14 protein-coding genes, 1 tRNA gene, 1 other RNA gene and 1 pseudogene are annotated in these 16,256 nt (G+C 71.2%); 8 read left to right on the forward strand and 9 right to left on the reverse strand.

Annotation, left to right across the window (positions count from 1 at the left end):
- From NJE57_RS11250 to cobC, 6 genes and pseudogenes are all read right to left on the reverse strand, one after another.
- Positions 1-159: a hypothetical protein gene (locus NJE57_RS11250; RefSeq protein ID WP_319028503.1), complete on the reverse strand. Its 159-nt coding sequence runs from the start codon at positions 157-159 to the stop codon at positions 1-3.
- 406 nt (positions 160-565) lie between these two features.
- Positions 566-995, reverse strand: an RNA gene (gene rnpB, locus NJE57_RS11255) — RNase P RNA component class A.
- Positions 996-1,009: 14 nt separating this feature from the next.
- Positions 1,010-1,645, reverse strand: a pseudogene (locus NJE57_RS11260) (histidine phosphatase family protein); the annotation flags it as partial.
- Between the two features lie 8 nt (positions 1,646-1,653).
- Positions 1,654-2,385 (reverse strand): zinc ribbon domain-containing protein, encoded by a 732-nt coding sequence (locus NJE57_RS11265; protein WP_319028504.1) that lies wholly within the window; start codon positions 2,383-2,385, stop codon positions 1,654-1,656.
- Between the two features lie 11 nt (positions 2,386-2,396).
- Positions 2,397-3,554, reverse strand: a complete 1,158-nt coding sequence (locus tag NJE57_RS11270; RefSeq protein WP_319028505.1) for a Nif3-like dinuclear metal center hexameric protein — start codon at positions 3,552-3,554, stop codon at positions 2,397-2,399.
- On the reverse strand, positions 3,551-4,675 hold the full coding sequence (gene cobC / locus NJE57_RS11275; protein WP_319028506.1) for an Rv2231c family pyridoxal phosphate-dependent protein CobC: 1,125 nt from the start codon (positions 4,673-4,675) through the stop codon (positions 3,551-3,553). The genes NJE57_RS11270 and cobC overlap by 4 nt, the downstream gene beginning before the upstream one ends.
- Positions 4,676-4,757: 82 nt before the next feature.
- Here cobC and NJE57_RS11280 point away from each other — a divergent pair, with 82 nt between their 5' ends.
- From NJE57_RS11280 to NJE57_RS11290, 3 genes are read left to right on the forward strand one after another with little or no spacing between them, the layout of a single operon-like run.
- Positions 4,758-5,426 (forward strand): HAD hydrolase-like protein, encoded by a 669-nt coding sequence (locus NJE57_RS11280; protein WP_319028507.1) that lies wholly within the window; start codon positions 4,758-4,760, stop codon positions 5,424-5,426.
- The gene (locus tag NJE57_RS11285) at positions 5,416-5,892 is read left to right on the forward strand and encodes a low molecular weight protein-tyrosine-phosphatase (protein ID WP_319028508.1); all 477 of its coding nucleotides are present in this window, start codon (positions 5,416-5,418) and stop codon (positions 5,890-5,892) included. The genes NJE57_RS11280 and NJE57_RS11285 overlap by 11 nt, the downstream gene beginning before the upstream one ends.
- A gap of 31 nt (positions 5,893-5,923) precedes the next feature.
- Positions 5,924-6,820: an SURF1 family protein gene (locus NJE57_RS11290; RefSeq protein ID WP_319028509.1), complete on the forward strand. Its 897-nt coding sequence runs from the start codon at positions 5,924-5,926 to the stop codon at positions 6,818-6,820.
- On the opposite strand, the gene NJE57_RS11295 is transcribed toward NJE57_RS11290, so the two are convergent.
- The 3 genes from NJE57_RS11295 to NJE57_RS11305 form a co-directional block, all read right to left on the reverse strand.
- The gene (locus tag NJE57_RS11295) at positions 6,760-7,827 is read right to left on the reverse strand and encodes a cobalamin biosynthesis protein (protein ID WP_319028510.1); all 1,068 of its coding nucleotides are present in this window, start codon (positions 7,825-7,827) and stop codon (positions 6,760-6,762) included. The genes NJE57_RS11290 and NJE57_RS11295 overlap by 61 nt on opposite strands.
- Before the next feature lie 3 nt (positions 7,828-7,830).
- Positions 7,831-7,903, reverse strand: a tRNA-Val gene (locus NJE57_RS11300).
- A 98-nt stretch (positions 7,904-8,001) separates the two neighbouring features.
- Entirely contained in the window at positions 8,002-8,436 is a 435-nt protein-coding gene (locus NJE57_RS11305; RefSeq protein WP_319028511.1) for a DUF3052 domain-containing protein, read from the reverse strand.
- 309 nt (positions 8,437-8,745) lie between these two features.
- Between NJE57_RS11305 and aceE the strand changes: the two genes are divergently transcribed.
- From aceE to NJE57_RS11330, 5 genes are all read left to right on the forward strand, one after another.
- On the forward strand, positions 8,746-11,541 hold the full coding sequence (gene aceE / locus NJE57_RS11310; RefSeq protein WP_319028512.1) for a pyruvate dehydrogenase (acetyl-transferring), homodimeric type: 2,796 nt from the start codon (positions 8,746-8,748) through the stop codon (positions 11,539-11,541).
- A gap of 101 nt (positions 11,542-11,642) precedes the next feature.
- Complete coding sequence (locus NJE57_RS11315) at positions 11,643-12,809, forward strand: helix-turn-helix domain-containing protein (protein ID WP_319028513.1); 1,167 nt, start codon at positions 11,643-11,645, stop codon at positions 12,807-12,809.
- A gap of 155 nt (positions 12,810-12,964) precedes the next feature.
- Positions 12,965-13,891, forward strand: a complete 927-nt coding sequence (locus NJE57_RS11320) for an ACP S-malonyltransferase (protein WP_319028514.1) — start codon at positions 12,965-12,967, stop codon at positions 13,889-13,891.
- A gap of 105 nt (positions 13,892-13,996) precedes the next feature.
- Positions 13,997-14,248, forward strand: a complete 252-nt coding sequence (gene acpM, locus NJE57_RS11325) for a meromycolate extension acyl carrier protein AcpM (RefSeq protein ID WP_007629089.1) — start codon at positions 13,997-13,999, stop codon at positions 14,246-14,248.
- Positions 14,249-14,507: 259 nt separating this feature from the next.
- Positions 14,508-15,944: an acyl-CoA carboxylase subunit beta gene (locus NJE57_RS11330; protein ID WP_319028515.1), complete on the forward strand. Its 1,437-nt coding sequence runs from the start codon at positions 14,508-14,510 to the stop codon at positions 15,942-15,944.
- Positions 15,945-16,256: the final 312 nt, after the last annotated feature.

A 16,256-nucleotide genomic window follows, 5' to 3' on the forward strand; every position in this document is an offset into this window, starting at 1 on the left:
CTACAGGGAACCACCGGAAGCGATGATCGACAGGAACGGCACCGCGAGGCTGAACGTCACGGATAGCTGCTCCTGGAAGGTGCCCGGAAGACCGGGGTAGATCTGGTCGATGCCGAGCCAGTCCTGGATCGGGGCGCGGGGGAAGGGGATACCGAACATGAGAGTCCTTTCATCGGGTGGTCGGGAGTCTATGCCGACGCCGTGGCGGTGTCTTCGATTCGGCGCACGGCGGTTACGCCCATCGGCAGGTGGGCGTCCATCGCATCACGGCCCCGCACTCGCGGCATTCATGGACCCGTGTGCCGCCCTCAAGGGTGCCGGCGAGGGGCGCTTGCCAGCCGACGAGGACGCGGTCCGCGCCGAGGAGGTGGCCGTTCGGGCAGTGCGTCGGGGCGTCCTCGGTCCACTTCACGGTCGAAGGCTAGCGGCCGGGTCGGACATAGCGCCCGTCCCGCACCGGTCCCGCATCAGCTGCTCCAGCCGTCCATTCCGACCGAATCTAGCGACTAGAGCCACTCGGCCAACCAGCGACAACGCGCAGGTCAGACAGCTTCCTGGGGTTGGGCGAACGAGTCGGCCTGTAAGCCGGATCCTGTGCCCTCCGCGTGCGGGGGGCGACGACCATCCATCTGGGCACACCGTCACCGGGTGCCTCGAGCGGTCCACCCGCGGACTCGGGCGAGCAGCCCTTCCGTGCATCACTGCACACCATCCGCGCAACCGCACCCTCGCGGGTGCGGCCTTCGACCTTGCTCCGGGCGGGGTTTACCTAGCCGCCCCGGTCGCCCGGGGCGCTGGTGCGCTCTTACCGCACCGTTTCACCCTTACCGCACCGCGAGGGTACGGCGGTCTGTTTTCTGTGGCACTGATCCCGCGGGTCACCCCGGGTTGCCGTTAACAACCACCCTGCTCTGTGGAGTCCGGACTTTCCTCGGACCGGGGCCTTCTCGCCTGGTGGCGCCGGTTCCCCTGTCCGCGGCCGTCCGGCCGACTCGTTCGCCCTGGCAGTCTAGTCGAGGTGCGAGGTGTCGTTGACGAGGTGCACCGAGGTCGGCCCGTCCGGGTAGAAACGCACGTCGGAGACCGAGGCCAGATCCAGGTGGAGCCGGAACAGGAGCTCGTCGCCGGCGTCCAGGGCCGCCCGGATCGCGAGCTTGATGGGGGTGACGTGGCTGACCACGGCCACCACCCCGCCCGGGCTCTCGGCGACGATCCGACGCAGTCCCCGCTCGACCCGGGCGCGGACCACGGCGAAGCTCTCGCCACCGGGGGGCGGCACGGCTGTGTCCGACATCCAGCGTGAATGGAGCTCGGGGTCCTGCTCGGCGGCTTCGGAGAAGGTCAGGCCCTCCCACTGACCGAAGTCCGTCTCGATCAGGTCGTCCGCGACCACCAGGGGGACCCCCGCCGCGTCTGCGACCCGCTCGGCGGTGCCCAGGCACCTGCGCAGGGGCGAGGTGACCACGGCGGAGAGCCCCGGGATGCGGGCCAGGCGCTCGGCGGTCTGCTCCGCCTGACGCACGCCGAGATCCGTGAGCTCGGGGTCGCCCTGCCCGGAGTAGCGCCTGTCCACCGAGAGCGGGGTCTGCCCGTGGCGGGCGAGCACGATCCGGGTGGGCGCGCCCGCCGCACCGGTCCAGCCCGGGCCGCCGCTCACGTGTTGTCCGTGCGGACCACGATCACGCCACACTCCGGGCAGGTCAGCACCTCGTCGACGGGAGCGGAGCGGAACGCTGAGACTGTGCTGCGGTCGAGATCCATCGCGCACCCCGAACACCGGCCGCCGTTGAGGATGGCGGCCCCTACACCTGCTTCCACTGCACTACGGGAGTAGAGGTCGAGCAGCTCGGGGGGAAGGTCCTCGGCCTCGCGCGCCCGCTCGGCGGTCGTGGCGGTGACGGCGTCCTCGAGATCGGCGAGGGCGGTGTCCCGGACGGTCCTGGCCATGCCCAGTCGCGCGTCCAGGTCGGTGATGGTCGCACCGGAGTGCCTCACATCGGCCTCCACGGCCTCGTGGCGCTCGGTCAGTTCCGCGAGCTCGGACGCCAGGGCCTCCTCGCGGCGGTGGAGGGACCCGAGCTCGTACTCGAGCTCGGTCGCCTGCCTGTCGGACAACCCACCGGCGGCCACGAGTCCGGAGTCGTTCTCGCGTCGCCTGCGCACGGCCTCGAGATCCGAACGCAACTTGGCGATGGCGCGGTCAAGGTCCTCGACGTGGATGCCGGCCCGTGCCGCGGATTCCACGGCCGCCCGCCGTTCGGCCTCGAGCGCGTCCACGACCGCCTGCTCGGGGAGCGATCTGCGCCGGTGCGCGAGGGAACCCAGGCGTAGGTCTAGCTCGGCGATGTCGACGAGTCGACGCTGGACGGTGGGATCGGCCTTCATGGGGGCCAAGACTACCGCCCGTCGCCCACTCCCCCCGACGCCACCGTCCACGGGTCGGTACGCAGGTCGCACACGGTCGCCGTCACCCCGACCCCCTCCTCCAGCAGTGCCGCGGCCTGCGCACACCACGGGAACTCGAGAGCCCAGTGCGCGGCGTCCACGAGCGCCGGTCCGCCCCCGCGGAGGTGCTCGTCCACCACATGGTGACGCAGGTCGCCGGTCAGATAGACGTCCGCTCCCGCGGCCCGTGCCGCGCCCAGCAGCGAGTCGCCGGCCCCACCGCACAACGCGACCCGCCTGATCTCCGTGTCCGGGTCACCGGCCGCACGGACGCCCCACCGTGTCCGCGGCAACCGGTCGGCCACCAACCCGGTGAAGTCCGCGAGCGTCATCGGCTCGGCCAGTTCGCAGATCCTGCCGAGCCCGGTGTCATCGGGGCCGGGACCGGGTCCGGCGTGGTTGACCAGCACGTCCATGGCCGGGACCTCGTACGGGTGGGCCGCTGTCACCGCCCGGCGGACCGCGGACCTGAGCTCGGGAGGCGCGACGAATTCCACGCGGGTCTCGGAGACCTGTTCCGGTTCGCCGACCCGGCCTATCGCCGGATCCGTACCGTCGCCGGGGCGGAACCGTCCGGTGCCAGGCACGGAGAACGAGCACTCCGTGTACCCGCTCATCCGGCCGGCCCCCGCGGCGAACACCGCGTGGAGGAGGTCCTCGACGTCGTCGTGGGGCACCGTCACCACCCATCTGTCCACGGTGCCGTCGCCCGTCGGTGCCAGTGGCCGCCCCGGGGTCAGCCCCAGGGTCTCGGCGAGGGCGTCGTTGACCCCGGGCCGAGCGGAGTCGGCGTTGGTGTGTGCGGAGTACAGCGCGCATCCCCCCACCACCAGGCGGTGCAGCAGGCGACCCTTGGGGGTGTCGGCGGCGATCGAGTGCACCCCCCGCAGCAGGGGCGGGTGGTGGACCAGCAGGAGATCGGCGCCCACGGCGAGCGCGTGGTCGACCACGGCGTCGGTGGCGTCGACGGCCACCACGACGGTGTCGATCCGCACCGCGGGGTCGCCGGCGACCAGTCCGACGCGGTCCCAGGACTCGGCCAGCCGCGGTGGGTACGCGTGCTCCAGGAGGTCGATCACGTCGGCCAGGGTGGGCCCACCTGTGGTCATCGTCGATCCCCTTCCCGTTGCGCCCGCCACGCGCGGACGAGGTCGGCCACCATCCTGCCGTCACGCACGGCCAGGCGCAGGTGGGTGGCGTCGAGTCCGGGGAACGTGTCCCCGCGGCGGGTCGCGATGCCCCGGCGCGCCAGCCCGGCACGGAACCGCACCGGATCCGCCCCTGCCGGGGTGCGCACCAGCACGAACGGTGCGGCGGGGGGTACCACCACCGAGATCCCCGCGGCCTCGAGCGCGACCACCATCGCCTCCCGTTCTGTGAGCACCCGCGCGCGCACCGCCTCCAGTTCCCTGTCCGCCGACCGGCTCAGACAGGCCCGGACGGCCTCGAGCTGCAGGGTGCCCAGTGGCCAGTGCGGGCGGTCCGCGGCGAGGTCGGCGAGCACCTCCGGGTCGCCCACGGCGTACCCCACCCGGAGCCCGGCGAGGGCCCACGTCTTGGTGAGCGACCGCAGCACCACCAGTCCGGGCAGGTCGGCCCCGGCGAGGGTGTGCCCGGCCTCGTCGGCCACCACGTCGCAGAAGGCCTCGTCCACCACCGTGACCCGGCCGGGGCGGCACAGCGCCACGAGGGTCGCCCTGGGATGGAGGACGGAGGTGGGGTTGGTGGGGTTGCCGACGACGACGAGGTCGGCCTCAGCAGGCACGAGTGCCGGGTCGAGTCGATACGGCGGGGGCAGGATCACGCGGTCGACCCGGACACCGGCCCGCCGCAGTTCCACCTCCGGTTCCGTGAAGGACGGATGCACCACGGCCGCGTGCAGGCCTCGCCGGGCCGCATGGTCGGCGAGCAGGTGGAATCCCTCGGAGGCGCCACCCAACAGCAGGACGCGTCGCGGGTCCACCCCGTGACGGGCGGCGACCGCGGACACCGCCGTCTCGTCGTCGTCGGCCGTCGGGTACCCACCCAGGTCGCCGAGGCGGGCCGCGAGCCGGTCCCGCAGCCACCCCGGAGGGCCGTCACCACGCACGTTCACGGCGAAGTCCACTCCGCCGGGCACCAGGTCGGCGTCACCGTGATGGCGTAGTGGATCCCACGGTGCCCCGCCGTGCGCGGGTCCGGGCGCTGCTCCGGGCGCGGGTCCGGGCGCTGCTCCGGGCGCTGGGGTCATGCCCCGCAGCCTAGGTGGGGCACACGGGGGCGGTGGCGACGGGTGGCCGCACCCACGGGCCGGGTTCTGGGAGGATGGCGCCATGCCCGACCGCCCGATCCTCCTCGTCGATCTCGACGGCACCATCACCGACTCGTTGGACGGCATCGCCCGGTCGCTCCACCACGCGCTGGGCACCGTCGGCGCCAGGTGGGACGACTCCCGGGACATCCGGTCGATCGCCGGTCCGCCCATGCCCGACACGCTCGCCTCGTTGGGGCTGGAGGGCACGGACCTGGACCGCGCGATGAGCGCGTACCGCGAGCGCTACACCGACGTGGGCTGGCTCGAGAACTCCGTCTACGAGGGCATGGACGGTCTCCTGGCCAGACTGGCGGGCCAGGACTACCGGATGGCGGTGGCCACGAGCAAGGACCAACGCTCCGCGCGACGGATCCTGGACCACTTCGGGCTCGCCGACCGGTTCGAGTTCATCGGCGGGGCGGACCTGCGGGTGGGTCGTGCGGCCAAGGCCGAGGTGATCGCCCATTCGCTCGCCGCGCTCGGGGTGCAGCCGGTGCCGGCACCCGAAGGGGGTACCGGTCAGGTGCTCATGATCGGCGACCGCGAGCACGACGTGGAGGGTGCTGCCCGGTACGGGATCCCCACCGCGATCGTGCGCTGGGGATACGGCCGGCCCGGCGAGTGGGACACCGCCCGCTGGTCTCCGGTGGACACCACCGAGCTGGAGGAGATCGTCCATGGCTGGTGACCGGGCGGTGCACGTCGTCTTTGTCTGCACGGGCAACATCTGCCGCTCCCCCATGGCCGAGGTCATGGCCCGGCACGCCTTCGCCGAGGCGGGTCTCGGCGGCCGGGTCACCGTGTCGAGCGTGGGCACCGGCGGGTGGCACGTGGGCGACGGGATGGACCCGCGGGCCGCGGCCGAACTCGAGGCCGCGGGGTACGACAGCGCGCACACGGCCGCGCAGCTGTCCCCCGCGGACCACTCCGCCGATCTGGTGGTGGCGCTCGACAGTGGCCACCGCGATCACCTCCTCGCCGCCGGGGCCGACCCGGGCCGCGTCCGACTCCTCCGTGGGTTCGATCCCGGCGCCGACGGCACGGACGTGGCCGACCCCTACTACGGCGACCACGGCGGCTTCACCCGCACCCGGCTCGAGATCGCCGGCGCGATCCCCGGACTGGTGACCGAGGTCCGTGACCTCCTGAGTTAGCTCGTCCGGGTGCAACGGATACCCTGGGGACATGCGGAGTGTGCGGCGCCTACTGAGTCCCGGGTGGCTGATCGGTCTGCTGGCCGTGGCGCTGTTCGCCTGGGCGTGCTTCGCGTTGCTGGCCCCGTGGCAACTGGGCAAGAGCGACGACCTCGAGGCCCGCAACTCCCGCCTGGCGGAGTCCATCGAGGCCGCTCCGGCCCCGCTCGGGCAGGTCGTGGACGACCCCGGGGCGTTCGCGGACCGCGAGTGGCGGTTGGTCACGCTGGACGGTCGGTGGCGACCCGACGCGGAGGCGCTGTTGCGACTCCGCGCGGTCGACGGTGAGCCGGTGTACCAGGTGCTGACGGTCTTCGATCCGGACGACGGCCCCGACATCCTGGTCAACCGCGGCTACGTGCCCGTCGGGGAGAACAACACGGTCCCCGACTACCCCGAGGCGCCGACGGGCCCGGTCGCGATCACCGCCCGGATCCGGGCGGCCGAGAGCGGTCAGGCCGAGCCCGTGCTCGTGGACGGACTGCCGGCGGTCCGGGTCATGGACCCCGTCGTCCTGGGAGACACCCTCGGCAGCTCCCTGGAGCCGGCGGGTTACCTCCAGCTCACCGGAGACCAGCCCGGCTCACTCACCCCGGTACCGATCCCCGGGATCGAGAACGGCCCCTACCTGTCCTACGGGTTGCAGTGGCTCGCCTTCGGGGTCCTCGCGCCACTCGCCCTGGCCTATTTCGCCTGGGCCGAGATCCGGGCGCGACGCCACCACAGCGACGGGGACGAGGATCTCGACGACCCCGTCGACACCGGCGAGGACGATCGCGGTGACCCGGGGTTCGACGCCCGCGAACGCGCACTGCGCGCCCGCTACGGTCAGCGCGACGACGCCGAGCGACGTCGGGCGCACCGGCGGGCGGACCGACTCCGGACCTGACGCCGCCCGGTGTGGCGCTCCACGACCGCCCCGAGCACCACCCGAGCGAGGACCGCACCCGCGGCGACCGCCACCTGGGTGCAGCGCATGAGTCGCACCGCCTTGCGGACGTCATCCGGTCGTGGCGCGGGCCCGCGACCCAGCAGCGGTCGCATCTGGACCCCGTACGGGTACGGGGTCCGGCCCCCCAGCTGAACCCCCAGAGCACCCGCGCACGCCGCTTCGATCACCCCTGCGTTGGGACTCGGGTGCGCCGGGGCGTCCCGCGACCAGGCGCGCATCGCCTCCCCCGGCCGGCCACCCACCACGGGCGCCGTCATCGCGGTGACGAGGGCGGCCACACGCGCGGCGGGCCAGCCCAGGACATCGTCGAGTCGCGCCGCGGCCCAGCCGAAGTCGGCGTACCGCTGCGAACGGTGGCCGACCATCGCGTCGAGGGTGTTGGCGGCCCGGTGCGCTGCCGCGCCGGCGGGGCCGGCCACCGCCGCCCAGAACAAGGAGGCCACGGCGGCGTCCGAGGTGTTCTCCGCCACGGATTCGACCACCGCGCGGGCGAGGTCACCGGCGTCGAGCGCGCGGGGATCCCGTCCGCACAACCACGGCAACAACTCGCGGGACCCGGGCACGTCCCCCTGCTCCAACAGCTGCGCATGGCGCTGCGCCACCCGCAGGAGTGACGTCCCGCCGAGGCAGGACCACACGGTCACGGCGGTGGTGGCCACCCGGAGGGCCGGCCGGCGGGCGGTGAGGTGCTCCGCGGCCCCCGCCGCGGTGGCGGCGCCCCCGACCAGCACCACCGTGAAGACGACGCCCCGGAACCGGGTGCCGGTGGAGCCGCGGGCGCCCGGGCCGACTCCGACGCCCGCGACCGGGTGGAGCGCCCCCTCCAACGCGAGTGCGCAGTGCCCGAAACCGGCCACGGGATGCCACCGGGACGGATCCGCGAACACCGTGTCCGCGGCGAAGCCCAGCGCGATCCCCAGGGCGCGGAGCCGGTTGTCGTTCATGGGTGCGCGCGGAGGGAATCGAACCCCCGACCGCTGGTGTGTAAGACCAGAGCTCTAACCGCTGAGCTACGCGCGCGAGAACACCGCCGCGACGAACGCGACGGTGTGCGCCAGATTATCCCACCCACCGGGGGTCCCGACCGCAGGGTGGCCGGCCGCCCCCGGGGGCGGTGATCACTTCCGTGGAACGCCCTTCTTGCGCAGCGCCAGGCGGCTTCCCGCCCAGTCACCGAGGGCCGCTGTACGGGTCTGGAGCATCCCGGCGGTCTGCGCCGACTCGGCGATCACGGCGGGCTCCACGTGCCCGTCGACCCCCGTCTTGGGGGTGAGGACCCACACGGAGCCCTCCTCCGCCAACGGGGTCACGACGTCCATGAGCCTGTCCACGAGGTCACCGTCACCGTTGCGCCACCAGAGCAGGACGGCGTCGACGACCTCGTCGGTATCCTCCTCCAGCAGCTCCGATCCGACGGCGTCCTCGACGGCCTCACTGATCGACTCGTCACAGTCGGAATCCCATCCGACCTCCTGTACGAGCATGTCCTTCGTCAGTTCGAGCTGACCAGCTACCTGGTCCGCTCCGTCCTGCTGGTTCGCCGCGGCGACCACCGTGGTGTTCCTCCCTCATATCTGCGTTGTTCTTCCCGGTCCTTCGCTGACCAGGAACACTACCCGCGCACCCTCCCACGGGAAACGAGTACCGCCTATTTCGACGGTCGGGCGGCAGCCCCGTGTCGCGCATCACGCTTTGGGGCACAATCAGAAGCGGACACGGGCCGACGACGGCCCGTGCACGGTCGATCCCGCGCCCCGCCCCACACATGCGGCGCGCGCGGTCGGCCGGACACTGCACCCCGACATGTGCGGTGGCCCCACCGGGTCGCCGCGGCACGCATCGCAGAAGTGAGGACGAGACGCATGACCGAGACCGTAGGTACCAGGGATGGTTCCGCGCCCACCAACGTGCCGGTCCTGCGGGAGGGGGTCGCCTCCTACCTCGCGGATTCGGACCCCGAGGAGACGCAGGAGTGGATGGACTCCCTCGACGGTCTGCTCACCGAGGCGGGACCCGAGCGTGCGCGCTACCTCATGCTCAGGCTGCTCGAACGCGCCTCCAAGCGGCGTGTTCCCCTGCCGGCTCTGACCTCGTCGGACTACGTCAACACGATCCCCACCAGTCTCGAGCCCGACTTCCCGGGAGACGAGTCGGTGGAGCGCACCTACCGGCGCTGGATCCGCTGGAACGCGGCCATCATGGTGCATCGCGCCCAGCGTCCCGGGATCGGGGTGGGCGGCCACATCTCCACCTACGCGGGCGCCGCCCCGCTCTACGAGGTCGGCTACAACCACTTCTTCCGCGGCAAGGACCATCCCGGCGGCGGTGACCACATCTACTTCCAGGGCCACGCCTCCCCCGGCATGTACGCCCGCGCCTACCTCGAGGGGCGCCTGCGCGAGCACGACCTCGACGGCTTCCGGCAGGAGAAGAGCCACCCGGGTCGTTCCCTCCCGTCCTACCCCCACCCCCGCTGCCTCCCCGAATTCTGGGAGTTCCCCACCGTCTCGATGGGCCTCGGCCCGATGAACGCCATCTACCAGGCCCGGTTCAACCGCTACCTCCACAACCGGGGGATCAAGGACACCTCACAGCAGCACGTGTGGGCGTTCCTCGGTGACGGCGAGATGGACGAGGTCGACTCGCGGGGTGCCCTCCAGGTGGCCGCGAACGACGCACTCGACAACCTCACCTTCGTGATCAACTGCAACCTGCAGCGCCTCGACGGTCCGGTCCGCGGCAACGGGCAGATCGTCCAGGAGCTGGAGTCGTATTTCAAGGGCGCCGGATGGAACGTCATCAAGGTGGTGTGGGGGCGCGAATGGGACGCGCTGTTCGAGAAGGACACCGAGGGTGCGCTCGTCACACTGATGAACTCGGTTTCGGACGGCGACTACCAGACGTTCCGCGCCAACGACGGAGCGTGGATCCGCGAGCACTTCTTCGGCCGCGACCCCCGCACCGCCAAGCTGGTCGAGGACATGACCGATGAGGAGATCTGGGCCCTGCGCCGCGGCGGTCACGACTACCGCAAGATCCACGCCGCGTACAAGGCGTCGCTCGAGCACACCGGCCAGCCGACGGTGATCCTCGCGCACACGGTCAAGGGATTCGGCCTGGGCCAGAACTTCGAGGGGCGCAACGCGACGCACCAGATGAAGAAGCTGACGCTGGACGACCTCAAGCTGTTCCGCGACAAGCAGCACATCCCGATCACCGACGAGGAGCTCGAGGCCGACCCGACGCTGCCGCCGTACTACAACCCGGGCCCCAACTCGCCCGAGATCCGCTACATGCTCGAGCGCAGGACCGCGCTGGGCGGGCACGTGCCCGAGCGGCGCCAGACCTTCACGCCGCTGTCGGTTCCGGACATCGACTCCCTGGCCTCACTCCGCAAGGGCTCGGGCAAGCAGTCGGTCGCCACCACGATGGCGCTGGTCCGCACCTGCAAGGAACTCATGCGCGACGAGTCCCTGCGGGACCGCCTGGTGCCGATCATCCCGGACGAGGCCCGCACCTTCGGTATGGACTCCTGGTTCCCGACGCTGAAGATCTACAACCCCCACGGGCAGAACTACACCTCGGTCGACCACGACCTCATGCTGAGCTACAAGGAGTCCACGAGCGGCCAGATCATGCACGAGGGGATCAGCGAGGCGGGGTCGGTGGCCGAGTTCACCGCGGCCGGCACCGCGTACGCGACCCACGGCGAGCCCATGGTCCCGCTGTACATCTTCTACTCGATGTTCGGGTTCCAGCGCACCGGCGACGCCATCTGGGCGGCCTCCGACCAGCTGGCGCGCGGCTTCCTGCTCGGCGCGACCGCCGGCCGGACCACCCTCACCGGTGAGGGCCTGCAGCACATGGACGGCCATTCGCCGCTGCTCGCCGCCACCAACCCGGGGATCATCTCCTACGACCCCGCGTGGGGTTTCGAACTCGTGCACATCATGCGCGCCGGCATCGAGCGGATGTACGGACCGGGTGCCGCCCACGAGACGGACACCGACGGTGTCGATCGCAACGTCTCCTACTACATCACCCTCTACAACGAGCCCGTGCCGCAGCCGCCGGAGCCCGAGGACCTGGACGCCGATGCGCTCCTGCGGGGCCTGTACCGCTTCCGGAAGGCCGAGAAGGGCACACACGAGGCGACGATCCTCGCCTCGGGGGTCGCGATGTACGCGGCGGCCGAAGCGCAGAAGATCCTGGCCGAGGAGTGGGACGTCGCCGCGGACCTCTGGTCTGCCACGTCGTGGACCGAGCTGGCCCGGGACGGGTTCGAGTGCGAGCGACACGAGCTCCGTCATCCCGATCAGCAACCCCGCACCCCGTTCGTCACCGCCTCCCTGGAGTCCAGCACGGGGCCGAAGGTGGCCGTGAGCGACTTCCAGAAGGCGGTCCCCGACCAGATCCGCGCCTGGGTGCCCGGGGACTTCACGGTCCTGGGCACCGACGGCTTCGGGTTCTCCGACACCCGCCCCGCCGCCCGTCGCTTCTTCAACACCGACGCGGAGTCGATCATCGTGGCCGTCCTCGCCGGGCTGGTCCGCGAGGGCAGCATCGAGAAGCGAACGTTGCTCGAGGCCGCCCGCCTGTACCAGATCGACGACGTCATGGCGGCGCCCGAACCGACGACGGATCCCGGGGTCGCGTGACCGAGCCGACCGCATCCGGGACTGGGACGGGTACGGGTACGGGGACGCCGTCCACGCGCCCGTCCCGGCGCCGATCGGCGCCGGTTCCGGACCAACGGCCGGTGTCCGATGCGCTCCTCAAACGCATCACCCGGTACTCGGGGACCCTGTCCACGGAAGCGGTCAGGTCACTCGAGGACGATCTGCCGTTCTTCGCGGAACTCTCGGCCGACCAGCGGGCGGAGATCCAGCTGATCATCCAGAGCGCCGTGCGGGACTTCGTCACGTGGATGCGCAACCCGGAGGCGCCGCACACGGACACGATCGCCGGTTTCAAGCTGCTGCCCAAAGGCCTCGGTCAGGGGCTGTCCCTGCAACAGACCGTGCAGCTGGTCCGATCGACGTGCGAGTACTTCGAGTTGGTCATGCCGAAGATCACCCACAACGAACGACAGCGTGGACTCATGATCGCCGCAGTCCTGAAGTTCGGGCGCGAACTCGGCTTCACCGCGGCCTCGGTCTACGCGGCGGCCGCCGAGAACCGTGGCGCGTGGGACACCCGGATGGAGGCGATGCTGGTCGACGCGGTGGTCCGGGGTGACCGCCACGCCGACCTCGCCTCCGGGGCCTCGGCGCTCAACTGGGACCCGACCACGGCGGCGACGGTCATCGTCGGGCGGCCCCGGGAGGAACTGGGCCTGGCGTCGGTGCCCACCACGCACAAGGCCGCCGTGGCCGCCGACCGGCACGCACTGGCCGTGGTGCAGGGGGCCCGCCTCGTCGTCATCCTCTCCGGGGAGTTGGGATCGACCTCCGCGGTCCCCTCGGGGATCCTCGAGGCCTTCTCCCCCGACGCCCCGGTCGTCGTCGGCCACACGGTGGGATCCCTAGCCGAGGCCCCGGACAGCGCCGCGGAGGCCATCGCGGGTGCCGCGGCGGCGACCGGGTGGCCCGGTGCCCCTCGTCCCGTGGCGGCGATCGACCTGCTCCCCGAACGGGTCCTGGGCGGCGACCGCGGCGCGGCGGGGATGTTGGTGGAGCGGATCGTCACCCCACTCCGCGGTGCGGACCCGTCCCTGGAGGTGACGCTGCGGGCCTATCTGGACTCGGGCGGACACGTCGAGGCGTGCGCACGCGAGTTGTACGTCCATCCCAACACCGTGAGGTATCGCCTCAAGCGGGTGGGTCAGATAACCGAGTTCGACCCGCTTGACGCGAGGGAGGCATTTGTCCTCAGGATCGCCCTCGTACTCGGAAAGTTCGCCGAACGAAGCCCTCAGGAGACCTAAAAAGTAACTCGAGTCACACCGTGTAACGAAACGTCTGCTCACGCAGATGGCGCACCGCTCAACTCGGCATTTGTGGGAAGTCCACAAAATCCGGCCGTGGTTTCTGGTTGCGAGAACATCATCTGAAGTAGGTCAACACGTGTTCTCTGATACTCGTGCTTTGCCTCACCGCCCCTGGACAAGGGTCCCAGAAAGCCGGAATGCTCGCGCCATGGCTCGAGCTACCCGGCGCCTCGGGCCGCCTCGACGAGTGGTCCGCGTCGAGCGGACTCGATCTCGAGCGACTCGGCACCACCGCGACCCTGCAGGAGATCACCGACACCGCGGTCACCCAACCCCTGGTCGTGGCCACCGCACTGCTCGGTGCCGCGGAACTCCGTCGACGGGGTCAGGTCCCCGCCGACACGATCATCGCGGGCCACTCCATCGGTGAGGTCGCCGCACTCGCGATCGCCGGGGTGGTCTCCGAGGCGGACGCGGTGCGTCTCGCATCGGTTCGCGGCGCCGCGATGTCACGGGCGTGCGCGGATCGCCCCACCGGGATGATCGCGGTCCTGGGCGGGGTCGAGGCCGACGTCCTGCTCGCCCTGGACAACGCCGGGCTGGAACCGGCCAACCGGAACGGCGCCGGACAGATCGTGGCCGCGGGCCCTCTCGAAGCCTGTGACGCGTTGGAGCAGAACCCGCCGAGCCGGGCCCGCCTGCGCCGACTCGAGGTCGCGGGGGCGTTCCACACCCGGCACATGGGTTCGGCCGTCGAGGAGGTCCGTGCACTGGCGGACACGATCGCGGTCAGCGATCCCGAGCTGACGCTGCTCTCGAACGCCGACGGCATGGCCGTCACCTCCGGCAGGGACGCCGTGGATCGTGTGGTCTCGCAGATCACCCACCCCGTGCGCTGGGATCTGTGCACACAGACGATGCTCAAGCTCGGCGCCGACGCGTTCGTGGAGCTGCCGCCGTCCGGTGCGCTCGTCGGGCTGGCCAAGCGCATGATGCGGGAGGTGCCCCGCTACGGCGTGACCACCCCCGAGGACCTCGAGGACGCGCTCGACGCCGTCCCCGCGCTCAGCGGCGCGTAGACCACCCCCACCTACCCGCGGTCGCCGGCATCATCCGGCGACCGCGTCATGACGACCGACGTCGTGCCCGACCGGGTGCGACGCCACCGAAAGAGAGGACGCCACATGGCACGCACCGAGGCCGAGATCATCGCCGGACTTGCGGAGATCGTCGAGGAGGTCACCGGCATCGAGCCGTCCGAGGTCACCCCGGAGAAGTCCTTCGTGGACGACCTGGACATCGATTCGCTGTCCATGGTGGAGATCGCCGTCCAGACGGAGGACCGCTACGGGGTGGAGATCCCTGACGAAGACCTCGCCAAGTTGCGTACCGTGCAGGATGCGGTCGACTACATCCAGAAGATCGACCAGAGCTGATACCTCGTCCCGTCACATGTGGCGGGGGCGCGATCAGATCCGAAGGTGCGGTCGGTGCACCACGTCGGACCTGCGTCCCCTCCCCGTGTGCGGGACACGACACGACACGAGCACCCCGCGTCACGCGGGGCGCCGGGCGGAAGGCCCGGTCCGGGACGGGGGTCCCGGATCGATCGCCGACCGCCAACCAGCCAGTCCGGGGGTCCATAAGGTGCGCACGTCCCAGTCGGGACGTGCGCCGCGGAAAGGACTGCATTCGATGACCATCACCAGCACCGTGGACCAGAACTCCCAGATCGACCCGCGCGACCCCGTCGCCCGGCTCGAGAACCTCTTCGACCCGGCGTCGCTGGAGTTCCTCACGGAACCCGACGCGTCGGGCGCGCTCGCCGCACGCGGCCTGATCGACGGCGAACCCACCATCGCCTACGCCACCGACGCCACCGTCATGGGCGGGGCGATGGGTCTGGACGGGTGCCGTCACATCGTCCACGCGATCGACGTCGCGATCGACGAGCACCTACCCGTCGTGGGCGTGTGGCACTCGGGCGGAGCGCGACTCGCCGAGGGCGTCGAAGCGCTCCACGCCGTCGGCCTCGTCTTCGAGGCCATGGTCCGCGCGTCGGGCCACGTTCCGCAGATCTCGGTCGTGCTCGGCCCCGCCGCCGGCGGCGCCGCGTACGGCCCCGCGCTCACCGACGTCGTCATCATGGCGCCGGCGGGCAAGATCTTCGTGACCGGACCCGATGTGGTCCGTTCGGTCACCGGCGAACAGGTCGACATGGAGGGACTCGGTGGCCAGGACGTGCACCACCGCAAGTCCGGTGTGTGCCACATCGCCGCCGAGGACGAACGAGACGCCCTCCACCGCGCCCGGCGGCTCGTCACCCTGCTGTCCGCCCAGGGCGAGTTCGACCTGCGCGCGCTCGAGGGCGATCACACGGATCTCGCCGGGCTACTCCCCGAGTCCCCCAGGCGCGCCTATGACGTCCGCCCTCTCGTCCACGGCATCCTCGACTCGTCCGAGCTGGACGGCAGCACGACCTTCGAGGAACTGCAGGCCAAGTGGGCGCCCAGCATCGTGGTGGGCTTCGGCCGGATGTCGGGACGCACGGTCGGCGTGATCGCCAACAATCCGCTGCGCCTGGGCGGTTGCCTCAATTCCGAGTCGGCCGAGAAGGCATCCCGCTTCGTCCGCCTGTGCAACGCGTTCGGCGTGCCGCTCCTCGTCATCGTCGACGTCCCCGGTTACCTCCCGGGGGTCTCGCAGGAGTGGGACGGCGTGGTGCGTAGGGGGGCCAAGTTGCTGCACGCCTTCGCAGAGGCCTCTGTCGCCCGCGTCACGCTCGTCACCCGCAAGATCTACGGCGGTGCCTACATCGCCATGAACTCGCGCGCCCTGGGCGCCTCCGCGGTGTTCGCGTGGCCCGATGCGGAGGTCGCGGTCATGGGGGCCAAGGCAGCGGTGGGCATCCTCCACAAGCGCACCCTCGCAGCGGCGCCGGAGGACGAGCGCGAGGCCCTGCACGAGCGGTTGGCCGACGAGCACGCCGCCATCGCCGGCGGCGTCGGCCGTGCGGTGACCATCGGCGTCGTCGACGAAGTGATCGAGCCGACCGACACCCGTCGCCGCCTGGCGCAGGCCCTGGACGCCGCTTCCCACGTCCGCGGCCAGCACAAGAACATCCCGCTGTGACCTGAGGGCCGCCACCGACCCCTCAAGCACACGCGAACGCCCGCATCCCCTCCACACGGGGTGCGGGCGTTCCGCGGCTCGGCGGCCCGGTGAGCCGCGGCCCCGGGGAGCAGCGGCCCGGTGAAGGGCGCCTCTGCGCAGCCGAGGACAGCCGCTCCCCCGGATGCACTCTCGCGTGCGCAGCGCCCTCTCTGTCAGCCTGGGGTGAGACAAACCGTGGGGGCGTGAGGATGTGATTGTCATGACCCGATCGACAGGGAAGATCCCGAAGCGCACTGTGGAGGAGAAGCTGCGGATCGTTGCCGAGTATGA

It is taken from the genome of Dietzia sp. PP-33 (assembly GCF_033790845.1).
Lineage (GTDB): Bacteria > Actinomycetota > Actinomycetes > Mycobacteriales > Mycobacteriaceae > Dietzia.